The organism is Curtobacterium sp. MCBD17_030 (assembly GCF_003224255.1).
Taxonomy (GTDB): Bacteria; Actinomycetota; Actinomycetes; order Actinomycetales; family Microbacteriaceae; genus Curtobacterium.
Genome location: NZ_QKLI01000002.1, coordinates 23,529 through 50,021, shown reverse-complemented (window position 1 = coordinate 50,021; position 26,493 = coordinate 23,529). Strand labels below are relative to the sequence as shown.

The following is a 26,493-nucleotide window of genomic DNA, read 5'->3' as shown; positions in this document are numbered from 1 at the left end:
CCGAGCCTGCCCGTCGTCGAACGCCGACGTCTCAGGACGACGCCGTGCCGTCACGCAGCGACCTCCGCCGTAACACGACGGAACGCGAATCGACCCGGTCGCGCCCCGCCCGGCACACTCGTGGCTGTCCCGCGGCCCGACACCCGGCGTCGGGACCCCCACAGCACCGTCCCTGCCACCAGGGCGACCCCTTCACGAGGAGCACCCATGTCCGCCGCACCCGTCCTGCCCGACCGTCCGCAGCGCAAGCGCCCGATCGGGTGGATCATCGCCGCAGCCGTCGTCGTCGTCGCGATCGTCATCGCCGTCGTGGTCGTCGCCGTCCGCGGTGGCGGCTCCGACCAGGCCGGTGCCGCCGGGACGTCCGGCTCGGACCGGAAGGCCCAGACCGTCACGATCGGCGTCGCGGACAAGGCGCTGCCGTACTGGAAGACCTACACGGCGCTCGCGAAGGAACGACTCGACGTCACGGTGAAGCTGACCAACTTCGCCGACTACTCGTTGCCGAACCCCGCGCTGAAGGACGGGCAGGTCGACATCAACCAGTTCCAGCACATCCAGTACCTGGCGAACTACAACGTCACCGCGAAGGACGACCTGCAGCCGATCGGGTCGACCGCGGTCTACCCGCTGCCCCTCTACGCCACGAAGTACGACGAGCCGTCCGCGATCCCCGAGGGCGCGAAGGTCGCGATCCCGAACGACGCCATCAACGAGGCCCGCGCCCTGCTCGTCCTGCAGTCCGCGAAGCTCGTCGAGCTGAAGGACGGCGGCAGCGCGTTCTCGACCACCGACGACATCGAGTCGCACAAGGTGGACGTGCAGCCGCTCGACGCCTCGCAGACCGCGAACGCGCTGCAGCAGGGCTCCGTCGCCGCCGCCGTCGTGAACAACAACTTCGCCACCGCCGCCGGGCTGCCCGCCTCCGACAAGGTCTTCACCGACGACCCGTCCAGCTCCTCCGCGGCTCCGTACGTGAACGTCTTCGCCGTCCGGAGCGAGGACAAGACGAACAAGACCTACCTGGACCTCGCGGACCTGTTCCAGGACAGTGCCGTGCAGAAGGTGTTCAAGAAGGACTACCCGGACGCGGTCGCCCGGAACGAGAAGGCCTCGACCCTGCAGGACGAGCTCGCCGCCGTCGAGCAGGACGCGAAGGCAGCAGCGGAGTAGTGGCCGCCCTCGTCGAACTCCGCGGTGTCACCAAGAGCTACCGCCGCGCCGACACCGGAGAGACCGTCACCGCGGTCGAGGGCGTCGACCTCGACGTCCACCAGGGCGAGGTCCTCGGGGTGATCGGGTACTCCGGCGCCGGCAAGTCGACCCTCGTCCGACTCGTCAACGCGCTGGAGCTCCCGACCTCCGGCACCGTCACCGTCGCCGGACAGGAACTGACGGCGATCCCCGAGCGGGACCGCCGTCAGGCCCGTCGGCGCATCGGGATGGTCTTCCAGCAGTTCAACCTGTTCCGCTCCCGCACCGTCGCCGGCAACGTGGCGTACCCGCTGAAGGTCGCCGGTGTCGCGAAGGCCGAACGGGACCGTCGCGTCGCGGAACTGCTCGACTTCGTCGGGCTGCTCGACCGCGCGTACGCCTACCCGGAGCAGCTGTCCGGCGGCCAGAAGCAGCGCGTCGGCATCGCCCGAGCGCTCGCGTCGAGCCCCGAGCTGCTCCTCGCCGACGAGGCCACCAGCGCCCTCGACCCGGAGACCACGTCCGAGGTCCTCGCGCTGCTGCGCCGTGTGAACCGCGAGCTCGGCGTCACGATCATCGTCATCACCCACGAGATGGACGCCGTCCGGCGGATCGCCGACCGGGTCGCCGTGATGGAGCAGGGCCGCGTGGTGGAGGTCGGGGACGTCTACGACGTGTTCTCCGCCCCCACGACCGAGGCTGCGCAGCGCTTCGTCCGTACCGCCCTGCACGACCGCCCCTCGGCCGAGACCGTCGCACGGCTGCACGAACGCCACCCCGGACGCCTCGTGTCCGTCCGGATCACCGACGAGGCCGGACTGCAGGGCCGCATCGACCAGGCGTTCCGCGACACCACCGTCACTGCCGAACTCGTCTTCGGCGGTGTCAGCGAGATCCGCGAGCGCCGCATCGGGTCGCTCACCTACGAACTCGGTGGGACCGACGCCGACGTCGACCGGGCGGTCGGTGCCCTGCGGTCCGTCGGCATCACCGTCGTCGAGGAGGCACGCGCATGAACAACTCGTTCCAGAGCGTCATCGACACGTTCGACGTGTTCCTCGCCGCCACCCGGGACACGATCGTCATGTCCCTGGTGTCGCTCGTCATCGCGGGCGTCATCGGCTTGGCCCTCGGGCTGCTGCTCTACGCCACCAGGCCGGGCAACCTGCTGTCGAACCGCACCGCGTACACGGTCATCAACCTGGTCGTGAACCTGGTGCGGCCGATCCCGTTCGTGATCTTCCTCGCCGCGATCGCACCGCTCTCGCGCGTCGCTGTGCAGACCACGATCGGCGTCCCCGCCGTGACGTTCGCGATCTCCCTCGCGGCCGCGTTCGCGGTGTCGCGGATCGTGGAGCAGAACCTGCTGGCGGTCGATCCGGGCGTCGTCGAGGCGGCACGGGCCTCCGGTGCGCACCCGGTGTCGATCCTGCTCACCGTGCTCATCCCCGAGGGGCTCGGACCACTGATCCTCGGCTACACGTTCATCTACATCGGCATCGTCGACATGACCGCACAGGGCGCGCTGGTCGGTGGCGGCGGCCTCGGTGAGTACGCCATCACGTACGGGTCGCAGCGCTACGACTGGTGGGTCGTCTACGTGTCCGTCGCGGCGATCGTCGTGATCGTGCAGCTCGGCCAGTTCGTCGGCAACCGCCTGGCGCGCGCGACGCTCCGTCGCTGACGCCCGGCCCGGGCGTGGTGCGTCCGCCCGCGTCGGCCGCCGGGGTCGCACGATCTGCCGCCGGATCGCTCCCCGGGCGGCAGATCGTGCGACCCCGGCGGAACGCCGACGGCACGTCGTGCGACCTCGCCGAACCGACGCCGGCCGGGAGGCACGCGACCAGGCCGCCACGCGACTGCCCGCAGACGCCGAGCGGTCAGGCGACGGCGGACGCCGTCCCGGCAGCAGAGGCGGGCACGTCGTAGTCGGCGCGCACGAGGATCGGGCGGTGGTCGGAGATGCCCGCGGGCAGGGTCTCGACGCCGGCGATGTGCAGCCCGACGCTCGTGGCGAAGTCGAAGTGCCCGGTGAACTTGCGGTAGCGCAGGTACGTCGGCTGGTCCGAGAGCGACAGCGCGAAGCCGGACTCCTCGATCTTCCGGCGCAGGTTCGTCTGGAACCACGGGTAGTTGAAGTCGCCGACCATGATCGCCGGGGCCTCGCTCGACAGGTCGCGGACGAAGTCGTGCGCGGCCTCGATCTGCTTGCGGCGCAGGGAGTTCGTCGCGGTCAGGGGCGAGGCGTGGAACGACGCGACGATGACCTCGGCCTCGGCCTCCTTGTCGTACAGGTGCATGGCGATCAGTCGCTCGTGCGCGGGCGAGAGGACCCGGTCGTGCAGGGACTTCTGCAGCGAGTGGATGCCGAGGTCCTGCACGTCGAAGCGGTCGTCGCGCTTGTAGATGGCGAGACCGAGACGGTTCGCCTGGGTCGACGCGGCGAGGGTCAGCCCACCGACTGAGGTGGCGAGGTCGGTGCTGTCGCACTCCTGGACGCAGAGCACATCGGCCTGCGAGGCCTCGGCCAAGGCGGCGAGCTCGCTGTTCGCGGTGTGCTCACGGAGGTTGTAGCTCACGACACGCAAGGACCTCTGCCCGACTGCGGTGGTCGGTTCGGTCGATCCCTGCTCGTGTGGCGCCGCCATGCTGCCTTCCGTCCTGGGCCCTGAACGGCCCGCTCTCCTGCCGCGGTCACGGTACTCGGGCATCGCAGCAGGTTGCTGAGACTGTAGCGCGCTGCGCATCCCGGACACGTGACCTGCGGGTGCACGCCCGGTGACGAGCCGTGACGCCTGCTCAGCCCCGCGGAACGCCCGACGACCCGGTTCGCAGACGCCGCGACGGCCGCACCGTCTCCCCGGCGGTCCGGCTCATCAGGAACCCCTCGACGCAGGCGACGACCAGCAGCACCGCGATCACGACGAACGCGACCGCGTAGGGCCCGGAGCCGGCGAGTCCCTCCCCGCCGACCCCGGCGGCGGCCCGGAGCACGACGGCGACGACGGCGACGCCGAACCCGGCCGCGGTCTGCTGCAGCGTCGAGGACAGCGTGTTCGCCGCCGTCATGTCGGGCTGCTCGACGTCGGCGAACGCGATGGTGTTGTACGCGGTGAACCCGACCGAGCGTGCGGCTCCGCTGACGACCAGGAGCACGACGAGCAGCCAGAACGGGGTCGTCGGCGTGAGGAACACCATCGCCACGACGGACAGCGCGGCGACGGCCGAGGACACCACGATCACCGGCCGGTACCCCCACCAGCGGAGGAACGGCGTGGTCGCGGGCTTGATGCCGAGGTTCCCGACGAAGACCCAGAGCACGGCGGACCCGGCCTCGAGCGCGGTCCACCCCCAGGCGTCCTGGAACAGCAGCGGCAGCACGAACGGCACGGCGGACACGGCCAGGCGGAACAGGCTGCCGCCGGCGTGGGACACCCGGAAGGTCTCGAGCCGGAACGCGCCGAGCCCCATGATCGGGTGTGCGGCTCGGAGGAAGTGCCGGATCGCGAGCCAGGTGCAGAGCGCCCCGACGACGCCCGCGAGCACGGTCGGCACGACGGGCACGGTCTCGAGCGCGAGCAGCGACGCCATGACGACGAGCGTCCCCAGCCCCAGGCACGCCAGCAGCGACCCGAGCCAGTCGAACGGCACCCGCTCCGGCGCCCGCTCCTGCGGCACGATCAGGAGCGCCGCGACGACGGCGACCACCCCGAGCGGGATGTTGACGAGGAAGATCCAGTGCCAGGACAACGTGTCGACGAGCACCCCGCCGAGGAAGGGCGCGATGATCGGCGCCGCGAGCGCGGGCCAGGTCAGGATCGCGATCGCCGTGACGAGCTGGTCCCGACCGGCGCTCCTGAGCACCACGAGCCTCCCGACCGGCACCATGAGCGCGCCGCCGAGCCCCTGCAGGATCCGCCAGAGCGTGAGCTCGACGAGCCCGGTGGCGGCGGCGCAGAGCGCGGACGCGACCGTGAAGAGCGCGATGGCGCCGACGAAGACGGTCCGTGAGCCGACGCGGTCGGTGATCCATCCGCTGACCGGGATGAACACCGCGAGGGTGACCAGGTACGCGGTGATCGCGACGCCGACCGCTGCGGAGTCGACCCCCAGGTCGCGCCCCATGGCCGGGGCCGCGGTGGCCAGGATCGTGCCGTCCAGGAGCTCCATGAAGAAGGTGCCGGCCACGAGCACGGCGACCGCCGTGCTGCTCGTCCGTCGTGCTGTCGTCGTCGTCATCGCCTGGCATGCTAGTCCGGCTCGCGTCCCGGCTCGCGTTCCGGCCGACGCCGTCGGGAGGCCCGGATCACGCGCTCTGGACACCCGCACCGTCGCGCGTCCCTCCTCTCCAGGGATCGCCGACTACCGTGGCCTCGTGCAGTCTGCCGTACCCGACCTCCGCGGACCGCGCGCGTGAGCCGCCCGGACGGTGTCCTGACGGGCTCGGTCGCCGCGGGCCGCCGCCGCGTGGTCGACACGGTCGTCAGCATGCCGGCGTGGGCGGCCGTCCTGCTCCTCTGGGCCGTGGGACGTCTGCTGTCGACGATGTGGCTGATGGTCGCCTACCCCCTGATGGGCCGGGTCCAGCCCGACAACGCGCTCTGGGGCAACGACCACGGGTTCACGGCGTTCCTGACCTCATGGGACGGCCAGTACTACGAGGCGATCTCACTGCACGGGTACCCATCGGTGCTGCCGCTCGACGCCACCGGTCACGTCGCCCAGAACGCGTGGGCGTTCCTGCCGGCGTTCCCCTTCACGATCCGCCTGCTGACGGTCTCCACAGGTCTGCCGTTCACGATCGGCGGCCCGGCGGTCGCGATCATCGCCGGACTCGTCGCGGCGTTCCTGCTCCACCGACTCGTCCAGGACCACGCGGGCGACACGGCGGCGCTGTGGGCGGTCTTCTTCTTCACCTGCGGTCCGCTGTCGTTCCTGCTGCAGGTCGGGTACGCCGAGACCGCGTTCCTCGCGCTGACCTTCGGGGCGCTGCTGGCGATGGAACGACGACGGTACGGCTTGCTCACGGTGCTCGGGATCGTCGCCTCGTTCACACGTCCGGGTGCGCTCGCCATCCCCCTGACCCTCGGCGTCATCGCGCTCGTCCGGTACGTCGGGGCCCGTCGCTCCGGCGCCCGCAGCCTCGACGAGTTCCCCGTCCGCGAGCGGGTCCAGGTCGTGGTCGCCGGACTCGTGATGGCCGCCGCCGGAGCCGCGTGGCCGGTCATCGCAGGCTGGGCCACCGGTCGCCCCGACGCCTACCTGGCGACCGAGATGTCCTGGTGGGTGAACTTCATCGGCCGGGTGCACTTCGTCCCGCTGTCGCCGTGGTTCCTGACCACCGCGAAGTGGCTCGGTGTGGGCGGTGTGCTCATGGTCGTCGTGCTGCTCGTGCTCTACCCGATGTGGTTGGCGCGCCGGTCGACCCGGAAGCTCGGGACGACCACGCTCGTGTTCGCCGCCGGGTACGCGCTCTACGTGTTCGCCGTGTCGCTGCCGATGGCGTCGACCCCGCGGCTGCTCATGCCGCTCGCGCCGCTGATGGGCTCGCCGGAACTCGTCGCCAAGCCGGCGATGCGCTGGACCCTCGTCGCCGGGGCGCTGGTCCTGCAGCCGGTGTTCGTCGCGGTGCTCTGGCTGCTCGGGCCACCCTGACGGTACCCGGAGCGCTGGCACACGCACACGCACGCGCACCCGCCCGGGCCGGCGCGGCCCGGGCGGGTGCGCGCGGCTAGACCTCGAGCGTGCCGTGGCTGCCGACGTCCGGCTGGGACTGGTGCCCGAGCGCGGCCTTGAGGGTCTGCACGAGCGACCCGACCGGGCCGGTGTCCTGCGTCCAGTACTCGACCGAGACGCCCTCGACGGTGAGCAGCCGGATCGACGGGTCGTCGCGTCCCTCGGGGAACCACGCCTCGGCGAACGGCGACCACAGTTCGTCGACGACCGCCCGGTCCTCGGTGACGGTGGCCGTGCCGGCGATGGACAGGTAGCCGCCCTGGGACTCGATCGCGACGTTCACGTGCGGGTTCCGGGCGATGTCCTCGACCTTCTCGCTGCCGTCCTGCACCAGGAAGCGCAGGCTGCCGTGGAAGGACTTGTCCTGCACGGCGAGAGGCCTGGCGTGCAGCTGCCCGTCCTCGCTCACCGTCGTGAGGAGCGCCGTGCGGGCACCGTGGACGATGTCCGAGATGGCGGCACGGTGGTCGGTCTGGGTGTCGGTCATGATGCTCCTTTGCGTCGTGCGCCCCGTCCTCGCTGACACGTCAGCCGGGCGTCGGGCGCGAACCGTTCCGACCAGTGTGCCCCCGTTCACTGGACGCGCGCGAGGGGCCTGTCCGTGCCTCAGGCGCGCTCGCGGATCGTGGTCTCGACGTCGACGACCTGTGGGATCCGCGGCAATGAGGCGAACCCGAACCGCACGGGCGGGTCGAGCGGCGCGAGGTCGCCGAGCGCCTCCCCCGCCCAGGTGCCGCGGACGCCGACGACGTCGTGTGCCCCGGTGACCCCGTAGTACTCGCGTCGGCCGTTGCCGGCGGTGCCGGCGGTCCCGGCCCCCGGGGCGACGAGCTTCGCGACCGGGTCGATCACGGTCAGCCAGCGAGGGTCGCGGGCGATGCGCTTCGGGACGATCCGCAGGACCCTGCCGAGGGGGGAGATCGCGCCGACGTCGACCGAGGCGACGAGCGGGCCGGCGTCGAGCTCCAGGCCGCGGGCGGTGCGGCGGGCGTCGATGTCGACCACGGACACGGCGTCGAAGCGGTACGTGCCGGAGACGTAGGCGGCGACGATCTCGTCCGGGGCCAGCAGGACGCTCAAGCCGTCGGGCAGCTCCACGAAGACGTCGGTGAAGGCGCCGAACGGTGACGACTCCCACATGCCGACCACGAACCGGACGCCGGAGGTGCTCCCGGCGCCGAGGATCCGCCCGCGGAACCGTCGTTCGGTGGTCTCGTTGCTGCTCGGCGACATGCGCCCGACGCTACCCGCGTCGTCCCGGGAGCCGCCGGGCGGGCTTGCACCGGGCCTCCCGGCCGCCGTCGGCAGGCCGGGCCGGACGGGAGGCGCGCTCAGGGCACCGGGACCGGCTCGGCCAACAGCTCGCGGACCCGCGGCGCGACGCGCGTGCCGTAGAGCTCGATCGACCGCAACATGTCGGCGTGCGGGAGGCGTCCGGTGGCGTACCGCATGTCGAACCGCGAGACCCCGAGGATCCGCATGTTGCGCGCGGTCTTCCGCGCGACGGTCTCCGGCGACCCGACGTACAGCGACCCGCCGGCGGACAGCCCGGCGCGGTAGCCGGCCTGGTCGAGCGGCGGCCAGCCACGCTCCCGGCCCAGCTGGTCGGTGACGGCCTTGTGGAAGGGCCAGTAGCGCTCGGCCGCTTCCTCGTCGGTCTCGGCGATGAAGCCCGGCGAGTGCATGGCGATCGGCTGCTGCGGGAGTTCGAGCTGGTCGAGCGCCTGGCGGTAGAGCCGCGCGAAGGGGGCGAACTGCGCGGGCTGCCCGCCGATGATCGCGAGGAACAGTGGCATGCCGTAGGACGCCGCCCGGATCACCGACTGCGGGGAGCCGCCGACGCCGATCCAGGTCGGGATCGGGCCGTGCTCGAGCTTCGGGAAGACGTCCTGCTCGACGAGCGAGGCACGCTTGGTGCCCTGCCAGGTGACGGTGTCGCCCCCGCGGAGGGCGCTCCAGAGTTGGAGCTTCTCCTCGAACAGGACCTCGTAGTCGTGCAGGTCGAAGCCGAACAGCGGGAAGGACTCGGTGAAGGACCCGCGGCCCAGGATGACCTCGGCGCGCCCGTCCGAGATCGCGTCGACGGTGGCGAAGCGCTCGTACACGCGGACGGGGTCGTCGGAGGAGAGCACCGTGACGGCGCTGCCGAGTCGGATGCGCTCGGTGCGGGCGGCGATCGCGGCGAGGACGACCTCGGGGGCGCTCACGGAGTAGTCGGCGCGGTGGTGCTCCCCGACGCCGATGAAGTCGATGCCGACCTGGTCGGCGAGGACGGCTTCGTCGAGCAGGTCGCGGAGGGTCTGGGCGTGGGTCTGCACGCCGCCGTCCGCGGACTGGGTGACATCGCCGAAGGTGTCGAGGCCGAGCTGCACGGGGCCGATGCGGTCCGGTGCCGGGGGCGGCACGTCCGAGGGTCGGTCGGTGCCGAAGGCGTTGCTCATGCGACCCTCCCGGATCTCGCAGTCGATCAATGCGAACGCATGAAAAATAGCACGATCCGCCCGCCCCCGCACCCCCAGCACGGCTGTGTACGGTCCGACGCATGGTGCAGCCCTCGGACCTCCCCGACCAGACCGGCCGACGCATCGTCGTCACCGGGTCGAACAGCGGCACCGGCAAGGAGACCGCCCGCAGGCTCGCAGGAGCCGGCGCGAGCGTCGTCATCGCCGTCCGCACGGCGTCCAAGGGCGAGGCCGCCGCCGCCGAGATCCGCCGCGAGCACCCCGACGCCGACCTCGAGGTCCGCGAACTCGACCTCGCCGACATGTCGAGCGTGCACCGCTTCGCCGACGGGATCATCGCCGACGACCGTCCGCTCGACGTGCTCGTCAACAACGCCGGCGTGATGGCGCCCCGGGAGCGCTTCGAGACCGCGGACGGCTTCGAGCTCCAGTTCGGGACGAACTACCTCGGCCCGTTCGCGCTGACGAACCTGCTGCTGCCCACCCTGCTGCGTGCCGAAGCCCCCCGGGTCGCGACGATGTCGAGCATCGCCGCGGTGCCGGGCAGGATCCACTTCGGCGACCTGCAGTGGCAGACCGGCTACCAGCCGTGGCTCGCCTACGCCCAGTCGAAGCTCGCCGACCTGCTCCTCGGACTGCACCTGCACCAGGCGGCGGTCACCCGCGACTGGCACCTGTCCTCGACCATCGCGCACCCCGGCTACACCCGGACGAACCTGCAGTCGGCGGGTCGGTCGCTCGGCCGCGACCGCCCCGTGCAGTCGAGCGATCGGGCGCTGCCGTTCACGCAGGACGTCGAGCAGGGCTCCGAGCCGCTGCTGTACGCGGCCGTCGGGCGGAACGCCGCCTCCGGGGCCTACTACGGGCCGGCCGGGGCGTTCGGCCTGACCGGGCCGACCACTCTCACCTCGGTGCCCCGCTCAGCCCGTGGCGTCGACCTCGCCAGGTCCCTGTGGGCCGTGGCCGAGGACCTCACCGGCACGCGCCTGCCGGACTGACACGAGCGGGCCTCCCGACCGGTCAGCACGCGCCGGCCCAGTCGGGAGGCGCACCCCGCCCCCGCCCCGCCACCCCCTGGTCAGCCGGCGCTGTCGAGCCGCAGCTCCCCCGGCTCCGCGAGCCTGGTGTGCCGGAGCACCGTCCGCCCGGGTCCGACCGCCGCGGCCACGATCGACAGCGTCGCGAAGTGCCCCTCCGGCTCGACCGTGTCCCGGAGGATCGCGTCCCGGTCGTCCGGTGCCAGCGCGGTGGACCCGGCGAGCACCCCGAACCACGGCGCCCACCCGTCATCCGGCGTGGTGCTGAGTTCATCGACGGGTTCGGCGGCCGGAGGCCCGGTCGGAGCGGGCACCGCGCGGAAGGCGTCGAGCCACCGCCCGATCCGGGGTGCGGCCGGGTCGTCCGGCTCCCCGTGCGTGACCATGTGCACGCCCGGTCCGAGCGCCGTCGTCCGGACGGCGGTGCCGTCCCAGGTGACGACCTCGGCGCCGTCGGCGGTGGCACGGACCAGGTTGAACGCGCGGCTCGTCGGCAGCACGCCGTCCGCGCCCGGGACGACGTCGTCCACGACCGCGTCCAGCGGCAGGGTCCCCCGGGTGGTCCAGGCGCCGTCGACACCCGGGGTCGACTCCCACCGGTTGAGCACCACGGCCAGGCCGTTGCGGTCCGAGGCGGCCAGCCACGCGCCTCCCGCCTGCTGGTCCCGGACGCCGACGACGCCGGTGTCACGCTCCGGCCACCACGCGGCCGGCGGGTCCCACGGCCGGTCCGGGGACTCGTCCCGGAGCGCCAGGACGGTCACGGGCCACGCCGCGCCGGGATCGACACGGACGACGACGGTGCACATGCGGCCGATCCTGCCACCCGCGCTCCGGGAACCGACCCGGCGGCGTGCGGAGCCGCCCGGGTAGCGTGAGCGCTGTGAACGACGCAGCCACGCAGCCCGCCCGTCCCCGCACCGTCGTCGTCGGCATCACGGGCGGGATCGCCGCCTACAAGGCCGTCGGCGTCGTCCGCGACCTGGTCAAGCGCGGCCACGACGTGCACGTCGTCCCCACCGAGGGCGCGCTGCGGTTCGTCGGCCTGCCCACCCTGGAGGCCCTCAGCCGCAACCCCGTCTCGACCAGCGTCTGGGACGACGTCGCCGAGGTCCGGCACGTCGCGCTCGGCCGTCGCGCCGACCTCGTCGTGATCGCCCCCGCCACCGCCGACAGCCTTGCCAAGATGGCCGCCGGGCTCGCCGGTGACCTGCTCGGCACCACCCTCCTGGCCACCGGAGCCCCTGTCGTCGTCGCCCCCGCCATGCACCCGCAGATGTGGGAGCACCCCGCGACCCGGGCGAACCTCGCCACCCTGCGCGCCCGCGGCGTGCACGTCGTCGGGCCGGTCGTCGGCGCGCTCACCGGGGACGACGCCGGCATCGGTCGGATGTCGGAGCCGGAGGACATCGTCGTCGCGGCACTCGCGGTGCTCGAGGCCGCCGAAGCGCCGGACCGCACCGGATCGCTCGACGCCACACCGGGCCTCCACACCGGCGCCCGAGGCGAGCAGGGCGACCTGGCCGGCGTCCGTGTCGTCGTCAGCGCCGGTGGCACCCGCGAACCCCTCGACCCGGTCCGCTTCGTCGGCAACCGGTCGAGCGGCCGGCAAGGGTTGGCGCTCGCCGCCGAGGCCGCCCGCCGCGGTGCCGTCGTCACCCTCGTCGCCGCGAACACCGACCCCGGCCTCACCGAGGGCTTGGCGGTCCGCATCGTCCGGGTCGGGTCCGCGCAGGAGCTCGCCGCCGCCATGCACGCCGAAGCACCCGAGGCGGACGTCCTGGTGATGACCGCAGCGGTCGCCGACTACCGACCGGCCGAGGTGCTCGAGTCGAAGCTCAAGAAGGAGCAGCAGGGCGACCGGATGACGCTCGAGCTGGTGAAGAACCCCGACGTCCTCGCCGAACTCGTCGCAGCACGCCGGGCCGGTCAGGTCGTCGTGGGCTTCGCGGCGGAGACCGAACCCGACCGCGAGGCGCGCCTCGAACTCGGCCGCGCCAAGATCGCCCGGAAGCCCGCCGACCTGCTCGTCGTGAACCACGTCGGCTGGTCGCACGGGTTCGAGCGCGAGGAGAACGCCATCGAGGTGCTCGTCCCCGGCGGCTCGGTCGTCCGCGAGACCTCGGGCACGAAGGCCGAGGTCGCCACGGCGGTGCTCGACCTGGTCGCGACCGCGCTGACCTGAGCGCACCTGCGCTCCCCTGGACCGGACCTGGGCGTGGACCGTGTGCGGTCGGGCACGATGGGGCGATGCGACGCCGGACCGAACGCGCACGACGTGCCAGGAGGACCGCCGGGGTCCTCGCTCTCCTCCTGGGCAGCGCCGGGGTGACCCACTTCCTCCGGCCCCGAGGTTACGACCGGATCGTCCCGGAGGCCCTGCCGCCCCGGACCACGACGCTCGTCTCGGGTCTCGCCGAGCTCGGCATCGCCGCCGGTCTCCTCGTCCCCGCGACCCGGCGACGCGCGGGCTGGGCGGCGGCCGCCCTCTTCCTCGCGGTGTTCCCCGCCAACGTGAAGATGGCGAGCGACCTGCTCGAGCACCCACGGGCCTCCCGGGCGGCACGCCTGATCGCGGTCCTCCGGCTGCCGCTGCAGGCGCCGCTCGTCGCGTCGGCGGTCCGCGTCGCCCGGAACGCCCCACGCCGATGACCGACGACGGCCAGGAGCCACCGGCCGGGCTCGGGGCCGGTGACGCCGATCCACGCACCCGTGCCACGGTCGCCCTCCGACACCGGGCGGTGACGGTGCACGCCTGGGACGACGTCGTCTTCGCGCACTGGCGGTGCGAGCCGGAGACGCTGGCCCGCCTGGTCCCCCGGGGCACGCGGCCGGACATCGTGGACGGCAGCGCCTGGGTGGGCCTCGTCTCGTACGTATTCCGCGAGACGCAGGTGCCGCCGTTCCCGCCATCGACCCGCCTCGGCTCGATGACGGAGGTCACGGTCGAGGTCCTCACCGTCGACGACGTCGGCCGACGCGGCATCGCCTACCTCACCGTGGACACCCCGAACGTGCCCGCGATCGTCGCCGCGCACGCGCTGCTCGGCGTCCCCTACGCGTTCGCCTGGGCGCGCTCCCGTCGCCGCGGCGAGACCCTCGGGCACCGGTCGGTCCGCCACCCGGACCGGGTCCGGCACCCGATCCGCGCGGTCCGCCAGGCCCGTCGGACGGGAGGCGCGACCGGCCCCCGCCACGCCGCCTCGGTCCGCGTCGTGGCCGGTGAGGTCGACCGCTCAGCGCTGGCGGCGGACCTCACGACCCGCGCCGGGATCCACGCGCGACTGCTCGCGCAGACGCTGTACTGGCAGCGACAGCACGCGCCCCTCACGGTGCGGTCGGCCCGACTGGAGCGCCTGGAGGGTGACCTCCCCGATGCGGTGGGACTACCCGGACTGTTCGACCGCGAGCCCGACTCGCTCCTCGTGGTGGACGGCACCACGGTCCGGTACGCGTGGGGGGACGTGGTCCGGTGAACGACACAGCACGTGACCCGTACGGTCTCGACCGGTTCGTGGCCGCGCAACGGGGTGTCCACGACACCGCCCTGGCCGAACTCGCGGCCGGGCGGAAGCGCTCCCACTGGATGTGGTTCGTCATGCCGCAGATCGCCGGGCTCGGACGCAGTGCGACCGCGCAGCGGTACGCGGTGTCCGGGCTGGCCGAGGCGCGCGCGTACCTGGCGCACCCGGTGCTCGGACCGCGACTGCGCACGGTCGCGGTGACGGTGCTCGACGCGCCCGCGACCTCGGCCGAGGAGTTGTTCGGCGGGATCGACGCGGTGAAGGCCCGCTCGTCGATGACGCTCTTCGCCCGGGCGGCCGATGACCCGACGCCGTTCACCGCCGTGCTCGACCGGTGGTTCGCCGGGGCCGAGGACCCGGAGACGCTCCGCCTGCTCGGGCTCTGAGCGCACTGGGCTGCGAGGGCACCGGGCTCCGAGCGCGCTCGGCCCGGGCAACCGTCCGGTACCACATCAGGTACGGTGAGCGGGCACCCGTCCTGAACCCGGAAGGCCTCCCATGCCGGTCCCCAGCAGCGCCCCGACCGAGCACAAGCTGCTCCGCGACACCGTCCGTCAGAAGATCCACGAGGCGATCATGGACGGCACGCTCGAGCCCGGGGAACGCCTGAACGACGACGAGCTCATCGCCTGGCTCGGGGTCTCGCGGACGCCGATCCGCGAGGCACTGAGCCAGCTCGCGCGCGCCGGACTCATCGAGATGGCGCCGAACCGGTACACGCGGGTCACGACCCCCGACCCGGCCGAGGTGATCGAGGCCATGCAGACGCTGGGCGTGCTCTTCGGAGGCGTCGTCCGCCTGGCGGTCCCCCGACTCGGCACCGCGACACGCAAGCGGATCCTCGGAGCGCTCGACAAGACCATCACCGAGCTCGAGGCGCACGACGTCCCGGCCGTGAACCGCGACGCCCTCGGGGTGTTCGCCCTGTACGTCGCCGAGTGCGGCAACGAGAACCTGCGGCGGGTCTGCCATGACACGATGGACGGCCTGGCGTTCCGACTGCGCCTGCCGAACCTGGACGAGCTCCTCGACTGGGACCAGATGACCGCGGACTTCCGACGCCTGCGGGCAGCCACCGCGGACGGCGACAACGTCGCGGCGGAACTCGCGACGGAGGCGATCCACCTACTCCCGGGCGAGAAGCGCTGACCCGGACTCGCGGGATGTCCTGAGCGTCCGTACAGGAAACGATCGCCGTCCGTCGGTCGGGGCGGGCGAGCGGTGTGCCGGGCATCGGGCGCCGCCGGCCGGGACCGCAGCCGTGTCCCCCGTTCGACGCGTGTTCCCCGACCGCTACGATCGTGCTCACCACCCGAACGACACCCGCGGAGCGACCATGACCGACCTCGACCCGGACCGCACCGAGGTCGCCGCCCGCCTCGCCGCGGCCGTCGGCCGGATCAACCGGCGCGCACGCACCGACTCGGCCTCGCTCGGCTACGGCATCGTCTCGGCCCTGGCGTCGATCGTGCAGCACGGTCCCCTCCGCCCCGGCGACCTGTCGCGGATCGAGGTCGTCACCAAGCCCACGATGACCCGGATCCTCACCGAGCTCGAACAGCGCGGGTTCATCGTCCGGGACCCGGACCCGCGTGACGGCCGGGCCTTCATGGTGAGCGCGACCCAGGCGGGCATGGACGCCGTCGACGCGGCCCGGTCGCAGCGCACCGGCATCGTGGCCGGGCTCATCGCCGAGCTGTCCCCCGACGACGTCGACTCCATCGCGCAGGCACTCGACGCCCTCGAGCGGGTCGCACAGAGCCCGACGAGCCAGGCGACCCCCACACGCTGATCACCACCGGCTCGTTACTGAACCGTTACCGAACCGTGGAGCGACGGTTCTGGGAGTGGACTCGGACGGGGCACCCAGGATCGCAGGTCATCGTTGCCGCTTCGCCCCCGCGAGTGACGTGATCGTCACCCGCTCGGAGGCGGAACGGACGGGCCCCACATCACCGTCCGGTCCTCCCCCGGCTCGCGGGTCCACGCGACGACGCCGCTGACAGCAGGTCCCCCCCTCCTGTCCTCCCGGAGCCCTCACCGTCCCCCCGACGGTCGACGGGCACCGGTGACCGGCGTGCGCACCACCCGTGCGCACGCCACGCCTCGACGCCCACACGGACCCGCACCACGAGCCGGCCGACAAGCGGAAACGATGACGAGAACCACTCCCCGCACGAGCACCCCGGCCCCCGGCACCCGCCGCGCAGCCCTCGACACCCCGTCCCGCCGGATGCGCCGGACCCTCCGTCGGCACGGCGTCCTGATCGCCGGCAGCGCCGCGGTCGTCGCGATCGCCGGCGGCGCCCTCACCATCACGCAGCCCGCACTCGGCGAGGCGCTCGGTGTCCCCAGCGCCACCGCGACGCCCCACCTGTCCGGTACCGACCTCGACCGGGCCCAGGCCGCCGCCACGATCTCGACGGCACGCACGGTCGTCCGGGACGCGAACGAGGGGACCGACACCTCCCGGCTCGAACACCGGATCGCCTCGCTGTCCGACTACACCTCGCTCTCCGGCTCGGCGCTGACCGAACGGATCGCGTCGACCGTCGACACCACGCAGGACGTCGCCCAGGCGAGCGCGGACCAGGACCACGCCGACGCACAGGCCGCCGCCGCACGCGAGGCGGCCGCGAAGCGTGCCGCGGACGCGGCAGCAGCGGCGAAGGCCGCTGCTGAGCGTGCCGCGGCGGAGCGAGCAGCCGCCGAGGCCCAGGCTCGGGCGAACACCCCCGCCGGCGCGCGGGCGGCAGCCGCCGCGCTGGCGTCGTCGCAGTACGGCTGGGGATCCGACCAGTTCCAGTGCCTCGACAGCCTGTGGACCAAGGAGTCCGGCTGGGACTACCGCGCCGTCAACGCGAACGGTGGCGCGACCGGCATCCCGCAGGCACTCCCCGGCTCGAAGATGGCCTCGATCGCCGCGGACTGGCAGACGAACGCCGCCACCCAGGTCGCCTGGGGCCTGCAGTACATCGAGGGCTCCTACGGCACCCCGTGCAGTGCGTGGTCGCACTCGCAGGCGGTCAACTGGTACTGAGCCGGACCGGCTGCCGATGGATCCGAGCGTCGACGAGATCCGTCCGGCGTCGCTGCGGTTGCACGGTCCCCTCCTCCTGCTGACGGCGCAGATCGGCCTGCGTGTCGAGCTGCCAGGTGCACAGCGGGGCCGCCGTACGGCAGGGTGGACCCATGCCCGTCGTCACCGCCGTCTGCCGCGTCGAACAGCTGCACCGCGACTCCGGCACGATCGGCATCACCGCCATCGACAAACGCCCGGTCGACGGGCCGGTCCGCGTCCGCCCGCTCGGGCTGTACGCGGACGTGCAGGCGGACCGCAAGCACCACGGCGGCGAGGACCAGGCCGTCTACGTGTACGCCGACGAGGACGCCGCGTACTTCGCCGGACAGCTGGACCGACCGATCCCGCCCGGGCTGTTCGGCGAGAACCTCCGGACGACGGGCATCGACGTCACCGGCCTGGTCATCGGGGAGCGCCTGCGCATCGGCGACACCCTGGAACTCGAGGTCACGATCCCGCGGACCCCCTGCGGCACCTTCGCGCGCCGGATGCAGGTCGACAAGTGGGTCAAGCGCTTCGCCGAAGAGGGCCGTCCCGGCGCGTACTTCCGGGTCCGGCGCTCCGGTGCGGTCGCCGCGGGCAACGCGGTGACGGTGCTGGACCGCCCCGAGCACGGGGTCACGATCGGGCAGATGTTCGCCGGACTCACGGCGGAGCAGGCCACGGCGGTGCTCGCCTCGGGCGGCGGACTCGCGCCGAAGGTCGTCCGGGAGGCCCAGCTCGCCCTCCGGCGCGCAGCCGTCTGACCGCGGGGCCCGCGCTGGCCCGGCGGGTTCCGCGTCGGCCTGGCGGTCCGGCGCGCGCGTCAGGCCGGTCCGGCGCCACGGCCCGGGTCGTACGGGCGGCGGGCACGCGGCAGGCCGGCGACGACGAGGTCCCAGGCGTTCGCGACGAGGTCCTCGACCATCTGCTCGTCGATCCCCTCCCCCGGCGACAGCGTGATCCAGTGCCGCTTGTCCATGTGCCAGCCCGGGGTGATCTCCGGGTGGTCCCGCACCAGCGCGGCACCGTGGGGTGGGGCGCACTTGAGGTTCACGATCGCCACACCACGGAGCTCCGCGTTCATCGCGAACATCTTGTCGACCACCTTGTAGACGTCGGTCCCCTCGCCGAACGGCTGCGTCTCGGTCACGGCCGGCAGCGCCATCGCGGTCCGCGCGACGATCGTGTGCAGGGTGGTCCCGTCCATCGCACCAGGATGCCCGTTCCTGCCTCGTTGTGGGGGTGAAGTTCCCTCAAGGATCGGCAGTACCCTCGTCGTGCCGCACGTACCCGACGGTCGGCGAACGCACCTCCAGGAGGAACCCGTGACGACCACTCGAACCCTCGGCATCGCTGCCGTCGCCCTCGCCCTCACCGTCGGCGGTGTCGCCGGCACCGCGACGAGCGCCTCCGCCGCGCCGAAGGCCTACGCCAACTGCACCGCCGTCAACAAGGTGTACTCGGGCGGGATCGCCAAGAAGTCCGTCACCCAGAACAAGGTGACCTCCGGCGGCAAGACCTCGTACCGCGCACTCAAGGGCACCGTGAAGAAGGACGACGCCCTCTACAACGCGAACAAGAAGATGGACCGCGACGCCGACGGGATCGCCTGCGAGAAGAGCTGACCCGGCAGTCCCCGGGACGCCCGGGAGTTCGGCCTCAGAGCTCCGGGACGCCCTCGTGTCCGGACCGCGGACGTGCGGTGCCGGCGATCCCGGTCACGACGGAGTTCGCCGGCACGTCCTTCGTGACGACGGTCCCCGCGCCGATGACGGCGTCGTCACCGACCGTGATGCCGCCGATCAGCGCCGAGCCGGCACCCAGGACGACCCGGTCGCCCACCGTCGGGTGCCGCTTGGAGCCCGGCCCCGGGCCTCCACCCCGACCGCCCAGGGTCACGCCGTGGAACACGAGGACGTCGTCGCCGACCACCGCCGTCTCGCCGATGACGACACCGAAGCCGTGGTCGATGAAGAACCGGCGACCGATGCGGGCACCGGGGTGGATCTCGATGCCCGTGAGGGTCCGCGCGACCTGCGCGAGGATCCGAGCCGCCGTCCGTGAACCGGGCAGGCCCTGCGCGACCCACAGTCGATGCGTGACCCGGTACGCCCAGATCGCGTGCAGCCCCGAGTAGACGATCGCGTTCTCGAGGTCCCCGCGCGCGGCGGGGTCACCGCGGCGTGCGGCGGCGAGGTCCTCCCGGACCGTCCGCAGCACGCCGCGGCGTTGAGCCGTCGTCACGCAGAGAGCCCCTCGAAGAGCACCGTCGACAGGTAGCGCTCCCCCGTGTCGCAGACGATCGCGACGATGCGCTTGCCGGCGTTCTCCGGCCGCGCCGCGACCTGCAGGGCCGCGTGGATGATGGCACCCGAGGAGATGCCGGAGAGGATGCCCTCCTCCGTGGCCAGCGCGCGGGCGACCCGCAGGGCGTCGTCGAGCTCGACGTCGATGACCTCGTCGATCACGGAACGGTCGAGGACCTCGGGGATGAAGTTCGCCCCGATGCCGGCGATCTTGTGCGGCCCGGCCGTGCCCTTGGTCAGGAGGGGCGAGTCGGCCGGTTCGACGGCGATGACCTGCACACCGGGGACGCGCTCCTTGAGGACCTGCCCGACACCGGTGATGGTGCCGCCGGTCCCGACACCCGCGACGAACACGTCGACGTGCTCCTCGGTGTCGCGGAGGATCTCCTGCGCCGTGGTCCGACGGTGGATCGCTGCGTTCGCGGTCGTCTCGAACTGGTGGGCGAGGATCGCGCCCGGGGTCTCGTCGACGATCTGACCGGCGCGTTCGACGGCGCCCTTCATGCCCTCGGAGCCCGGGGTCAGGACGATCTCCGCTCCGTACGCACGCATGACGGCCCGGCGCTCGACACTCATGGTCTCGGGCATCGTGATGACGACCTTGTACCCGCGGGCCGCACCCACGAGGGCGAGGGCGATGCCGGTGTTGCCCGACGAACCCTCGACGATCGTGCCGCCGGGCTTCAGGTCACCGGACTCCTCCGCTGCGTCGATGATCGCGACGCCGAGACGGTCCTTGACGCTGGCGCCCGGGTTGTAGAACTCGAGCTTGGCGAGGACCTCGGCCCCGCCCTCCTGGGGCAGTCGGTTCAGCCGCACGAGCGGGGTGTTGCCGAAGGCCTGGGAGATGTTGTCGTAGATGGTGCCGGTCATGCGTTGCGTCCTCACGTCGGTCCCAGGGCCTCCATCCCAGGAGGCTCGGTGTGCGGCCTGATCTTAGCGAGCCGGTCCGGGGCGCATCCCTGGTGTGACGTCGTGGGTGCGCGACGACGGGGCACCAGTTCGGGGGTGCTCCGAGCGCCGCAGATCAGCGGACGTGGGCGGTGCGTGCGAACCGGCCGTCGGTGGCCTCGAGCACGCGGAGCACGTTGCCGCCCGCCAGCGCCCGCAGATCGCCGTCGCCCCAGCCGCGGCGGCGGAGCTCCTCGGCGAGCACCGGGTACCGCGAGACGTCGCGCAGGTCCGACGGCAGCACCGGCGTGCCGTCGTAGTCCCCGCCGAGGCCGATGTGTGCCGCACCCGCGACGCTGCGGGCGTGCTCGACGTGGTCCGCGACGTCGGAGACCGTGACGAGGGGCGGTTCGCCGGCGGCGCCGGCCTCTTCCCAGTCGGCCCAGACCCGGGAGACGAACTTCGGCACGAAGGTGAGCATCACCACGCCGCTGTTGTCGGCCAAGCGCGCGAGCACGTCGTCCGGCACGTTCCGGGGGTGGTCGTCGATCGCCACCGTCGACGAGTGGCTGAACACGACCGGCCGGGTGGCCACGTCGAGGGTGTCCCGCATGGTGGTGGGTGCGGTGTGGGACAGGTCGACGAGCATGCCGATCCGTTCCATCTCGGCGACGACGTCGCGCCCGCGGTCGGTCAGGCCTCCGTGCGCCCGGGCACCGGTGGCCGAGTCGGCCCACGGGGTGTCGTCGTTGTGCGTCAGCGTCATGTACCGGACGCCGAGCCGTGCGAAGTCGCGGAGGACGGCCAGGTCGTCACCGATCGAGTGCCCGCCCTCGGCGCCGAGCAGCGAGGCGATCCGGCCTGAGGCGATCGCCGCCCGCACCTCGGCGGCGGTCCGCGCGAGCGCCAGGTCGTCCGGGTAGCGCTCGATCATGCGATGGGCGAGGTCGATCTGCTGCAGCGTCGTCCGGACCGGGTCGGGCTCCTCGACCGGGACGAACACCGACCAGAACTGGCCGACGACCCCACCGGCACGGAGCTTCGGCAGGTCGGTGTGCAGCGAGTCGGTCTCGGAATCGATCCCCTCGACGCCGGACCCGTGCGTCTCGCGACGCTCCCACGGCAGGTCGTTGTGTCCGTCGATGACGGGGAAGGGGAGGGCGTCGAGGTCCATCCCCCGACCGTACCGGGCGGGGTCTGCCGGGCGGGGTCTGCCGGCTGTCGGCGTCAGATGCTGCCGGTGAGGGCCTGCAGGCCGAGGCTCGACAGCGACACCACGATCCAGAGCGACCCGCCGAGGACCAGCGGCCGGAACCCGGCGCGGCGGAACCCGGCGATGTCGGTGGACAGGCCGATCGCGCTCAGGGCGACGGTGATGAGGAACGCGGCGATCGTGGCGATCGCCGGGTGCGCAGGCCCCGGGATCACCCCGGTGGAGTTCACGGCGGCCACCAGCACGAAGCCGATGAGGAACCACGGCACGAGACGGAACACGCGGCGCGGTGACCACCTCGGTCGAGCGGGTGCGACGGCGGGGTCGATCCCGGTCCCGTCCAGCGCCACGTCCCCCGCTGTCGTCGCCGACCGCTCGGCCCGGCGTCCGACGAGCCACGCGAGGCCGAGGACCACCGGGATGATCATCAGCGTCCGGACGAGTTTCACGACGACCGCGAAGTCCGCCGCCCCCGAGCCGTAGGTGCTCGCTGCGGCGACGACCGAGGAGGTGTCGTTCACCGCCGTCCCCGCGAACAGCCCGAACGCGTGCTGGCTCATGCCCAGGGCGTGCCCGACCACGGGGAAGACGACGACCGCGGCCACGTTGAACAGGAAGATCGTCGACACCGCGTACGCGACCTCGATCGACACCGCGCCGATCACCGGGGTGACGGCAGCGATCGCCGACGCCCCGCAGATCCCCGTCCCGACGCCGATCAGGGTCCGGAGGTTGCCGACGACACCGAGCGCCCGACCGATCCCCCACGCTGCGACCAGGCAGACGACGAGGGTGCCGAGCATCACCGGCAGCGACTGCACCCCGACCCGGGCGACCTGCACGAGCGACAGCTGCGCGCCGAGCAGGACGACCGCGGACTGCAGCACGGTCTTGCTCGCGGTCGTGATCCCCGGCCGGAACACCTGACCGGGACGCCGTACTGTCCCGAGGACCGCGCCGATCACCACCCCGCTGACCGGCGCTCCGACGACCGGTAGGAACCGCCCGATCACGGTCGCGACCACGGCGATGCCGGTGGCGAGCGCGAGGCCGGGGACGAGCCTCCCGGCACGGTCGAGCGGGGTCAGGGCGGCATCGGTCACGTGACCATCCTGCCGCCCGTGCGCCAGGATCGAGGGGTGAGCGCTGCTTTCCAGATCGTGACCGACCTGCCCGTGCCGCCCGAGCAGGCGTTCGCGCTGTCCCTGGACATCGGCGCGCACCTGCGGTCGATGGCCGCGACCGGTGAGCAGGCCGTCGCCGGACGCACTGACGGGCTGATCGGGATCGGTGAGAGCGTGACCTGGCGTGCCCGCCACTTCGGGGTCGTCTGGCGGATGACGAACGGAATCACCGCGCTGGAGGCTCCCCACACGTTCGTCGACGAACAGGTGCGCGGGCCGTTCGCCCGGTTCCGACACCGGCACCGGTTCGAGGCGACGCCCACCGGGACCCGCATGGTGGACGAGATCACGTTCCGGGCACCGTGCGGCGTGCTCGGGCGGATCGCCGAGGGGCTGGTGTTGCGGCGGTACCTGGTGCGGTTGATCCGAGAGCGGAACCGGTCGCTCGCCGCCGAGCTCCGCGCGGCTGCCACCGTCGAAGGTCCGGGTGACGTCGATCAGGAGCCGGCGAGTTCACCGAGCGTGTCGTAGGCGTTCGCCACCGCTTCCACCCGGGTCCGACCGGAGGGGCCGGAGGCCTCGTACACGTCGTTCGTGATCGCCGCGACGACCGCGAACAGCGCCGCCAACGAGTCGAACGCGGAGGGCGAGTCGACCGGGCAGAGCACCGCGGTGGTCGCGGGCGCCGCGATGACGGCGGCTGTCGGGTCCCCGATGACGACGACGTCCGCCCCGGTCCCGACGCAGTGTCGGACGAGACGGTCGACCCCCGCGGCGTGCCGCCGGACCGTGACGATGACCACGAGGTCGCGGCGGTCGAGGTCGGCGACCTCCTCCCCGAGGCGCTGCCCCGGTGCCGGCCCGACGCGGACGTCGGGACGGACCTGCGCGAGCTGCGCACGGAGCTGCAGCGCGATCGGGTACGCGCCGCGCTCGCCGAAGACCAGGACCCGCCGTGCGCGGACGATCCGTCGGGAGAGGCGTGGACGGTCGGCTCGGGCGAGGGAAGCGAAGGCCGCATCGAGGTTCCGCGCCTCCACCGCACGCTGGTCGACGTGGGCGGCGTCCTCCGCCGCCCAGGGCAGGCCGGTCCCCCGCGCTGACATGAGGTTCTGGCGGACCTCGGCGGCGTCCTGGAACCCCAGCGACCGCACGAGACGCGAGACCGTCGCCTTCGAGGTGCCGGACTCGGCGGCCAACTGCGCCGAGGTGCCGACCAGCAGGAGCTCGGGGTCGTGGCGGATCATCGCGGCGACCCGGCGCTCGGCCGGTGAGAGGCGCTCCCAGACCGAGTCGATGCGTCCGCGGACGTCGGGGACGCTCATGCCTCCACCCCCGTCGTCACGTGTGGGTGCGTGTCGCTCGTCCGGGCGAGGTGCTCGACCGCTCCGACGAGCGCGTCGAGTCCGAGCGCGACGTCGGCGGCGGAGACGAACTCGTCCGGGTGGTGACTGATGCCGTCCGGGTTCCGCAGGAACAGCATCGCGACGTCGGTGACCAGGCCGAGGGACATCGCGTCGTGCCCCGCGCGTGAGAACAGCTCGAGCGGTTCCGGCTCGCCGGTGCTGACGATGCCCGCACGGACGGCGTGCATCAGGTGCGGGGCGCAGAAGACCGCCGGTGCCCGGTGCACCTCGGTCGGCGTGACGTCCACGCCGCGCCGCGCACCGATCTCACGGAACGCCTCGGCGATCTCGTCCCAGACACGGTCACGTCCGTCGTCGAACTCGCCGCGGAGGTCGACCGCGAACGTCGCGAGGCCGGGCACGACGTTGACCGCCCCGGGTTCGACGGCCATCGTGCCGACGGTGCCGATGTGCTGCTCCGTTCGACAGATCCGCTCGACCGCCAGGGCCGCCTCGGCAGCGGCGAGCAGGGCGTCGTGGCGTCGCTCGTACGGGGTGCCGCCGGCGTGACGCGCTTCGCCGACCGCCCGCACGGTGAACCGGCGAGCGCTCGCGATGCTGGTGACGACGCCGAGTGCCTGGTCGGCGTGCTCGAGGTACGGCCCCTGCTCGATGTGCGCTTCGAGGTACCCGACGAGCGAGCCGGGGTCGACCGCAGCCTGCCCGACCTGGGCCGGGTCCAGCCCGAACGACTCGAAGGCGGCACGGAGGGTCATGCCCTCACCGTCACGGAGGTCCCACCACGAGTCGTCCCACACCCCGGCGACCGCGGAGGACCCGAGCAGGGCCTTGCCGAACCGGGTGCCCTCCTCGTCGGAGAACGCGATGACCTCGAGCGCGAACGGCAGCTCGGCACGAGCCTGCTGCAGGCGCGCGGCGACCTCGATCGCCATGAGGACACCGACGACCCCGTCGTACCGGCCGGCGTCGACCACCGTGTCCAGGTGCGACCCGAGCAGCAGGACGGGTACGTGCGGCTCGGCTCGACCGGTCCGCCCGTGGAGGTTGCCGGCGGCATCCTGCCAGGTGTCGAGCCCGGCGTCCTGCATCCAGGTGCCGACGACGGCGTTCGCGCGGGCGTGTTCGGGCGACAGGTACACCCGGGTGATGTGCCCCGCGGTCTCGCTGATCACGGCGAGTTCGTCGCAGCGGGCCACGATCCGGTCGGCGGCAGCGCGAGCCGGAGCGCTGGCGACGGGGACCTGGACGGCCGCGCTCACGCCCGTACCCCGTCGTCCAACTCGGCGTCGAGTTCAGCGTCGAGGTCGGCGTCGGGTCCCGCACCGCGACCGGCGTAGACGTCGAGCGCCGCGTCGACGCCACCGCCCTGCGGCACGGACTTCCCGCCGCGACGGAGGGACTGCTCGAGGGCGGCCAGGGTCGTCACGACGGCGTCCTTCCGTGCGTTGTAGCCCATCGTCCCGATGCGCCACACCCGTCCGTGCAGCGGGCCGAACGACGTGCCGATCTCGATGCCGTGGTCCTCGAGCATCGCGGAGCGGACCGCGTCCCCCTGGACCTCGTCGGGGATCTCCACCGCGACGACGTTGTGCATCTTGTGGCCGACGTCCCCGAACACCGTGAGGCCGAGGCCTCGGACACCCTCGAGCATCGCGCGGCCGGCGCGGGCGTGCCGTTCGACCACGGCGTCGCGGCCTTCCTCGAGCAGGATCCGGGCGCACTCGTTCGCCGCGTAGAGCATCGACGCCGCTTCGGTGTGGTGGTTGAGGCGTCGCGGCCCCCAATAGTCGATGATCATCGCGAGGTCGAGGTAGTTCGACTGGATCGGGTGGTCGGACACCTCGTCACCGGGCTCGCGGATGCCGGCCTCGACGCTCCGACGCCCGTCGAGCACCGCGACCGCTCGCGGTGAGAGCGACAGCGGTGCACTGCCGGAGGGGCCACCGAGGCACTTCTGCAGTCCGGCGCTGACGGCGTCGATGCCCCAGGCATCCACCTCGAGCGGGTTCCCACCGACGGAGGCGGTGACGTCCGTGTAGAACAACACGCCGTGCCGTTCGCAGATCGCACCGAGTTCGTCGAGCGGCTGGTTCATCGTCGTCGAGGTGTCGCCCTGCACGACGGCCAGGAGCTTCGGTCGCACCCGGATGATCGCGTCCTCGATCACCGAGGTCGGGAACACCTGGCCCCACTCGGTCTCGATCGTGTGCACCGTCGCTCCGGCACGTCCGGCGATCTCGGCGAGGAGGTGCCCGAACCGGCCGAACACCGGCACCAGGACGCTGTCGCCGGGGGCGAGCAGTGAGACGAGGGAGGCTTCGATGCCGGCGCGGGAGGTGCCGTCGACGAGGACGGTGGCCTCGTTCGCGGTGCCGAACACCCGGCGGTAGAGCTCCTGCGTCTGGTTCATCGTCTCGGTCATCCACGGGTCGTACTGCCCGACCAGCGGGGTCGAGAGTGCGCGGAGGACGCGGGGGTCGGCGTCGATCGGGCCGGGGCCCATCAGGAGACGTGCGGGCGGGTTCACGGGGTGCATGGTTGATCCTTCCGTTCCAAGGTTGAGAGTAGTGGAACG

General features: G+C 72.6%; 29 protein-coding genes. 15 read left to right on the top strand and 14 right to left on the bottom strand.

Going from position 1 to position 26,493, the window contains the following annotated elements:
• The first annotated feature begins 207 nt into the window (after positions 1–207).
• From DEI89_RS02970 to DEI89_RS02960, 3 genes are read left to right on the top strand one after another with little or no spacing between them, the layout of a single operon-like run.
• A complete protein-coding gene (locus DEI89_RS02970) occupies positions 208–1,173 on the top strand; it encodes a MetQ/NlpA family ABC transporter substrate-binding protein (protein WP_110902562.1) in 966 nt (321 codons plus the stop codon).
• Positions 1,173–2,210: a methionine ABC transporter ATP-binding protein gene (locus tag DEI89_RS02965; protein WP_110902561.1), complete on the top strand. Its 1,038-nt coding sequence runs from the start codon at positions 1,173–1,175 to the stop codon at positions 2,208–2,210. Before DEI89_RS02970 ends, DEI89_RS02965 begins: the two co-directional genes overlap by 1 nt.
• Positions 2,207–2,878 carry a methionine ABC transporter permease gene (locus DEI89_RS02960; RefSeq protein ID WP_110902560.1) on the top strand — a complete coding sequence of 224 codons (672 nt, stop codon included), beginning with the start codon at positions 2,207–2,209 and terminating at the stop codon, positions 2,876–2,878. The genes DEI89_RS02965 and DEI89_RS02960 overlap by 4 nt, the downstream gene beginning before the upstream one ends.
• A 196-nt stretch (positions 2,879–3,074) precedes the next feature.
• Here the strand turns inward: DEI89_RS02960 and DEI89_RS02955 are convergent, their stop codons facing one another.
• Both DEI89_RS02955 and DEI89_RS02950 read right to left on the bottom strand, forming a co-directional pair.
• Complete coding sequence (locus DEI89_RS02955; protein ID WP_258366296.1) at positions 3,075–3,782, bottom strand: endonuclease/exonuclease/phosphatase family protein; 708 nt, start codon at positions 3,780–3,782, stop codon at positions 3,075–3,077.
• A 211-nt stretch (positions 3,783–3,993) separates the two neighbouring features.
• Positions 3,994–5,433, bottom strand: coding sequence for an MFS transporter (locus DEI89_RS02950; RefSeq protein WP_110902558.1), 1,440 nt, complete (start codon positions 5,431–5,433; stop codon positions 3,994–3,996).
• 174 nt (positions 5,434–5,607) lie between these two features.
• On the opposite strand from DEI89_RS02950, the gene DEI89_RS02945 reads away from it, so the two are divergent.
• Positions 5,608–6,849, top strand: coding sequence for a hypothetical protein (locus tag DEI89_RS02945; protein ID WP_110902557.1), 1,242 nt, complete (start codon positions 5,608–5,610; stop codon positions 6,847–6,849).
• A gap of 76 nt (positions 6,850–6,925) precedes the next feature.
• Here the strand turns inward: DEI89_RS02945 and DEI89_RS02940 are convergent, their stop codons facing one another.
• The 3 genes from DEI89_RS02940 to DEI89_RS02930 all read right to left on the bottom strand — a co-directional run bounded on the left by DEI89_RS02940 (position 6,926) and on the right by DEI89_RS02930 (position 9,371).
• Complete coding sequence (locus DEI89_RS02940) at positions 6,926–7,417, bottom strand: pyridoxamine 5'-phosphate oxidase family protein (RefSeq protein ID WP_110902556.1); 492 nt, start codon at positions 7,415–7,417, stop codon at positions 6,926–6,928.
• A 119-nt stretch (positions 7,418–7,536) separates the two neighbouring features.
• Complete coding sequence (locus DEI89_RS02935) at positions 7,537–8,163, bottom strand: hypothetical protein (RefSeq protein WP_110902555.1); 627 nt, start codon at positions 8,161–8,163, stop codon at positions 7,537–7,539.
• A 98-nt stretch (positions 8,164–8,261) separates the two neighbouring features.
• Positions 8,262–9,371, bottom strand: coding sequence for an LLM class flavin-dependent oxidoreductase (locus tag DEI89_RS02930; RefSeq protein ID WP_110902755.1), 1,110 nt, complete (start codon positions 9,369–9,371; stop codon positions 8,262–8,264).
• A 101-nt stretch (positions 9,372–9,472) separates the two neighbouring features.
• Here DEI89_RS02930 and DEI89_RS02925 point away from each other — a divergent pair, with 101 nt between their 5' ends.
• Complete coding sequence (locus DEI89_RS02925) at positions 9,473–10,390, top strand: SDR family oxidoreductase (protein ID WP_110902554.1); 918 nt, start codon at positions 9,473–9,475, stop codon at positions 10,388–10,390.
• Positions 10,391–10,470: 80 nt separating this feature from the next.
• Here DEI89_RS02925 and DEI89_RS02920 read toward each other — a convergent pair whose 3' ends face one another.
• Positions 10,471–11,238: an NRDE family protein gene (locus tag DEI89_RS02920; RefSeq protein WP_110902553.1), complete on the bottom strand. Its 768-nt coding sequence runs from the start codon at positions 11,236–11,238 to the stop codon at positions 10,471–10,473.
• Between the two features lie 74 nt (positions 11,239–11,312).
• On the opposite strand from DEI89_RS02920, the gene DEI89_RS02915 reads away from it, so the two are divergent.
• The 8 genes from DEI89_RS02915 to DEI89_RS02880 all read left to right on the top strand — a co-directional run bounded on the left by DEI89_RS02915 (position 11,313) and on the right by DEI89_RS02880 (position 17,781).
• The gene (locus DEI89_RS02915; protein WP_110902754.1) at positions 11,313–12,614 is read left to right on the top strand and encodes a phosphopantothenate--cysteine ligase family flavoprotein; all 1,302 of its coding nucleotides are present in this window, start codon (positions 11,313–11,315) and stop codon (positions 12,612–12,614) included.
• 65 nt (positions 12,615–12,679) lie between these two features.
• Positions 12,680–13,081 carry a hypothetical protein gene (locus DEI89_RS02910; protein ID WP_110902552.1) on the top strand — a complete coding sequence of 134 codons (402 nt, stop codon included), beginning with the start codon at positions 12,680–12,682 and terminating at the stop codon, positions 13,079–13,081.
• Positions 13,078–13,905, top strand: coding sequence for a DUF2071 domain-containing protein (locus tag DEI89_RS02905; RefSeq protein WP_110902551.1), 828 nt, complete (start codon positions 13,078–13,080; stop codon positions 13,903–13,905). The genes DEI89_RS02910 and DEI89_RS02905 overlap by 4 nt, the downstream gene beginning before the upstream one ends.
• On the top strand, positions 13,902–14,339 hold the full coding sequence (locus DEI89_RS02900) for a DUF1810 domain-containing protein (protein WP_110902550.1): 438 nt from the start codon (positions 13,902–13,904) through the stop codon (positions 14,337–14,339). Before DEI89_RS02905 ends, DEI89_RS02900 begins: the two co-directional genes overlap by 4 nt.
• A 112-nt stretch (positions 14,340–14,451) precedes the next feature.
• Complete coding sequence (locus DEI89_RS02895) at positions 14,452–15,102, top strand: GntR family transcriptional regulator (RefSeq protein WP_110902549.1); 651 nt, start codon at positions 14,452–14,454, stop codon at positions 15,100–15,102.
• 187 nt (positions 15,103–15,289) lie between these two features.
• Positions 15,290–15,745: a MarR family winged helix-turn-helix transcriptional regulator gene (locus DEI89_RS02890; RefSeq protein ID WP_110902753.1), complete on the top strand. Its 456-nt coding sequence runs from the start codon at positions 15,290–15,292 to the stop codon at positions 15,743–15,745.
• 363 nt (positions 15,746–16,108) lie between these two features.
• The gene (locus tag DEI89_RS17550) at positions 16,109–16,993 is read left to right on the top strand and encodes a phospholipase (RefSeq protein ID WP_181421467.1); all 885 of its coding nucleotides are present in this window, start codon (positions 16,109–16,111) and stop codon (positions 16,991–16,993) included.
• A gap of 152 nt (positions 16,994–17,145) precedes the next feature.
• Positions 17,146–17,781 carry an MOSC domain-containing protein gene (locus DEI89_RS02880; RefSeq protein WP_110902548.1) on the top strand — a complete coding sequence of 212 codons (636 nt, stop codon included), beginning with the start codon at positions 17,146–17,148 and terminating at the stop codon, positions 17,779–17,781.
• Positions 17,782–17,840: 59 nt separating this feature from the next.
• Here DEI89_RS02880 and DEI89_RS02875 read toward each other — a convergent pair whose 3' ends face one another.
• Positions 17,841–18,224: an MmcQ/YjbR family DNA-binding protein gene (locus tag DEI89_RS02875; RefSeq protein WP_110902547.1), complete on the bottom strand. Its 384-nt coding sequence runs from the start codon at positions 18,222–18,224 to the stop codon at positions 17,841–17,843.
• A gap of 118 nt (positions 18,225–18,342) precedes the next feature.
• On the opposite strand from DEI89_RS02875, the gene DEI89_RS02870 reads away from it, so the two are divergent.
• Complete coding sequence (locus tag DEI89_RS02870) at positions 18,343–18,642, top strand: excalibur calcium-binding domain-containing protein (RefSeq protein WP_220033243.1); 300 nt, start codon at positions 18,343–18,345, stop codon at positions 18,640–18,642.
• Between the two features lie 34 nt (positions 18,643–18,676).
• Here DEI89_RS02870 and epsC read toward each other — a convergent pair whose 3' ends face one another.
• From epsC to DEI89_RS02850, 4 genes are all read right to left on the bottom strand, one after another.
• Positions 18,677–19,261, bottom strand: a complete 585-nt coding sequence (gene epsC, locus DEI89_RS02865) for a serine O-acetyltransferase EpsC (RefSeq protein ID WP_258368671.1) — start codon at positions 19,259–19,261, stop codon at positions 18,677–18,679.
• Positions 19,258–20,196, bottom strand: coding sequence for a cysteine synthase A (cysK, locus tag DEI89_RS02860; protein WP_110902545.1), 939 nt, complete (start codon positions 20,194–20,196; stop codon positions 19,258–19,260). The genes epsC and cysK overlap by 4 nt, the downstream gene beginning before the upstream one ends.
• 154 nt (positions 20,197–20,350) lie before the next feature.
• The gene (locus DEI89_RS02855; protein ID WP_110902544.1) at positions 20,351–21,388 is read right to left on the bottom strand and encodes a dipeptidase; all 1,038 of its coding nucleotides are present in this window, start codon (positions 21,386–21,388) and stop codon (positions 20,351–20,353) included.
• 53 nt (positions 21,389–21,441) lie between these two features.
• Complete coding sequence (locus DEI89_RS02850) at positions 21,442–22,530, bottom strand: YeiH family protein (protein WP_110902543.1); 1,089 nt, start codon at positions 22,528–22,530, stop codon at positions 21,442–21,444.
• 36 nt (positions 22,531–22,566) lie between these two features.
• On the opposite strand from DEI89_RS02850, the gene DEI89_RS02845 reads away from it, so the two are divergent.
• Positions 22,567–23,082: an SRPBCC family protein gene (locus DEI89_RS02845; RefSeq protein WP_110902542.1), complete on the top strand. Its 516-nt coding sequence runs from the start codon at positions 22,567–22,569 to the stop codon at positions 23,080–23,082.
• On the opposite strand, the gene DEI89_RS02840 is transcribed toward DEI89_RS02845, so the two are convergent.
• From DEI89_RS02840 to DEI89_RS02830, 3 genes are read right to left on the bottom strand one after another with little or no spacing between them, the layout of a single operon-like run.
• Positions 23,049–23,876 carry a MurR/RpiR family transcriptional regulator gene (locus tag DEI89_RS02840; protein ID WP_110902541.1) on the bottom strand — a complete coding sequence of 276 codons (828 nt, stop codon included), beginning with the start codon at positions 23,874–23,876 and terminating at the stop codon, positions 23,049–23,051. The two genes, DEI89_RS02845 and DEI89_RS02840, sit on opposite strands and share 34 nt — an antisense overlap.
• Complete coding sequence (locus DEI89_RS02835; protein WP_110902540.1) at positions 23,873–25,177, bottom strand: allantoate amidohydrolase; 1,305 nt, start codon at positions 25,175–25,177, stop codon at positions 23,873–23,875. The genes DEI89_RS02840 and DEI89_RS02835 overlap by 4 nt, the downstream gene beginning before the upstream one ends.
• The gene (locus tag DEI89_RS02830; RefSeq protein ID WP_110902539.1) at positions 25,174–26,454 is read right to left on the bottom strand and encodes an alanine--glyoxylate aminotransferase family protein; all 1,281 of its coding nucleotides are present in this window, start codon (positions 26,452–26,454) and stop codon (positions 25,174–25,176) included. The genes DEI89_RS02835 and DEI89_RS02830 overlap by 4 nt, the downstream gene beginning before the upstream one ends.
• Positions 26,455–26,493: the final 39 nt, after the last annotated feature.

What these genes read in the sequence shown, in the direction of transcription:
- DEI89_RS02970 (WP_110902562.1), top strand. Translation starts at nt 208, where the DNA reads ATGTCCGCCGCACCCGTCCTGCCCGACCGTCCGCAGCGCAAGCGCCCG.
- DEI89_RS02960 (WP_110902560.1), top strand. Translation starts at nt 2,207, where the DNA reads ATGAACAACTCGTTCCAGAGCGTCATCGACACGTTCGACGTGTTCCTC.
- DEI89_RS02950 (WP_110902558.1), bottom strand. Translation starts at nt 5,433, where the DNA reads ATGACGACGACGACAGCACGACGGACGAGCAGCACGGCGGTCGCCGTG.
- DEI89_RS02940 (WP_110902556.1), bottom strand. Translation starts at nt 7,417, where the DNA reads ATGACCGACACCCAGACCGACCACCGTGCCGCCATCTCGGACATCGTC.
- DEI89_RS02935 (WP_110902555.1), bottom strand. Translation starts at nt 8,163, where the DNA reads ATGTCGCCGAGCAGCAACGAGACCACCGAACGACGGTTCCGCGGGCGG.
- DEI89_RS02930 (WP_110902755.1), bottom strand. Translation starts at nt 9,371, where the DNA reads ATGAGCAACGCCTTCGGCACCGACCGACCCTCGGACGTGCCGCCCCCG.
- DEI89_RS02925 (WP_110902554.1), top strand. Translation starts at nt 9,473, where the DNA reads ATGGTGCAGCCCTCGGACCTCCCCGACCAGACCGGCCGACGCATCGTC.
- DEI89_RS02920 (WP_110902553.1), bottom strand. Translation starts at nt 11,238, where the DNA reads ATGTGCACCGTCGTCGTCCGTGTCGATCCCGGCGCGGCGTGGCCCGTG.
- DEI89_RS02910 (WP_110902552.1), top strand. Translation starts at nt 12,680, where the DNA reads ATGCGACGCCGGACCGAACGCGCACGACGTGCCAGGAGGACCGCCGGG.
- DEI89_RS02905 (WP_110902551.1), top strand. Translation starts at nt 13,078, where the DNA reads ATGACCGACGACGGCCAGGAGCCACCGGCCGGGCTCGGGGCCGGTGAC.
- DEI89_RS02895 (WP_110902549.1), top strand. Translation starts at nt 14,452, where the DNA reads ATGCCGGTCCCCAGCAGCGCCCCGACCGAGCACAAGCTGCTCCGCGAC.
- DEI89_RS02890 (WP_110902753.1), top strand. Translation starts at nt 15,290, where the DNA reads ATGACCGACCTCGACCCGGACCGCACCGAGGTCGCCGCCCGCCTCGCC.
- DEI89_RS17550 (WP_181421467.1), top strand. Translation starts at nt 16,109, where the DNA reads ATGACGAGAACCACTCCCCGCACGAGCACCCCGGCCCCCGGCACCCGC.
- DEI89_RS02880 (WP_110902548.1), top strand. Translation starts at nt 17,146, where the DNA reads ATGCCCGTCGTCACCGCCGTCTGCCGCGTCGAACAGCTGCACCGCGAC.
- DEI89_RS02875 (WP_110902547.1), bottom strand. Translation starts at nt 18,224, where the DNA reads ATGGACGGGACCACCCTGCACACGATCGTCGCGCGGACCGCGATGGCG.
- cysK (WP_110902545.1), bottom strand. Translation starts at nt 20,196, where the DNA reads ATGACCGGCACCATCTACGACAACATCTCCCAGGCCTTCGGCAACACC.
- DEI89_RS02855 (WP_110902544.1), bottom strand. Translation starts at nt 21,388, where the DNA reads ATGGACCTCGACGCCCTCCCCTTCCCCGTCATCGACGGACACAACGAC.
- DEI89_RS02840 (WP_110902541.1), bottom strand. Translation starts at nt 23,876, where the DNA reads ATGAGCGTCCCCGACGTCCGCGGACGCATCGACTCGGTCTGGGAGCGC.
- DEI89_RS02830 (WP_110902539.1), bottom strand. Translation starts at nt 26,454, where the DNA reads ATGCACCCCGTGAACCCGCCCGCACGTCTCCTGATGGGCCCCGGCCCG.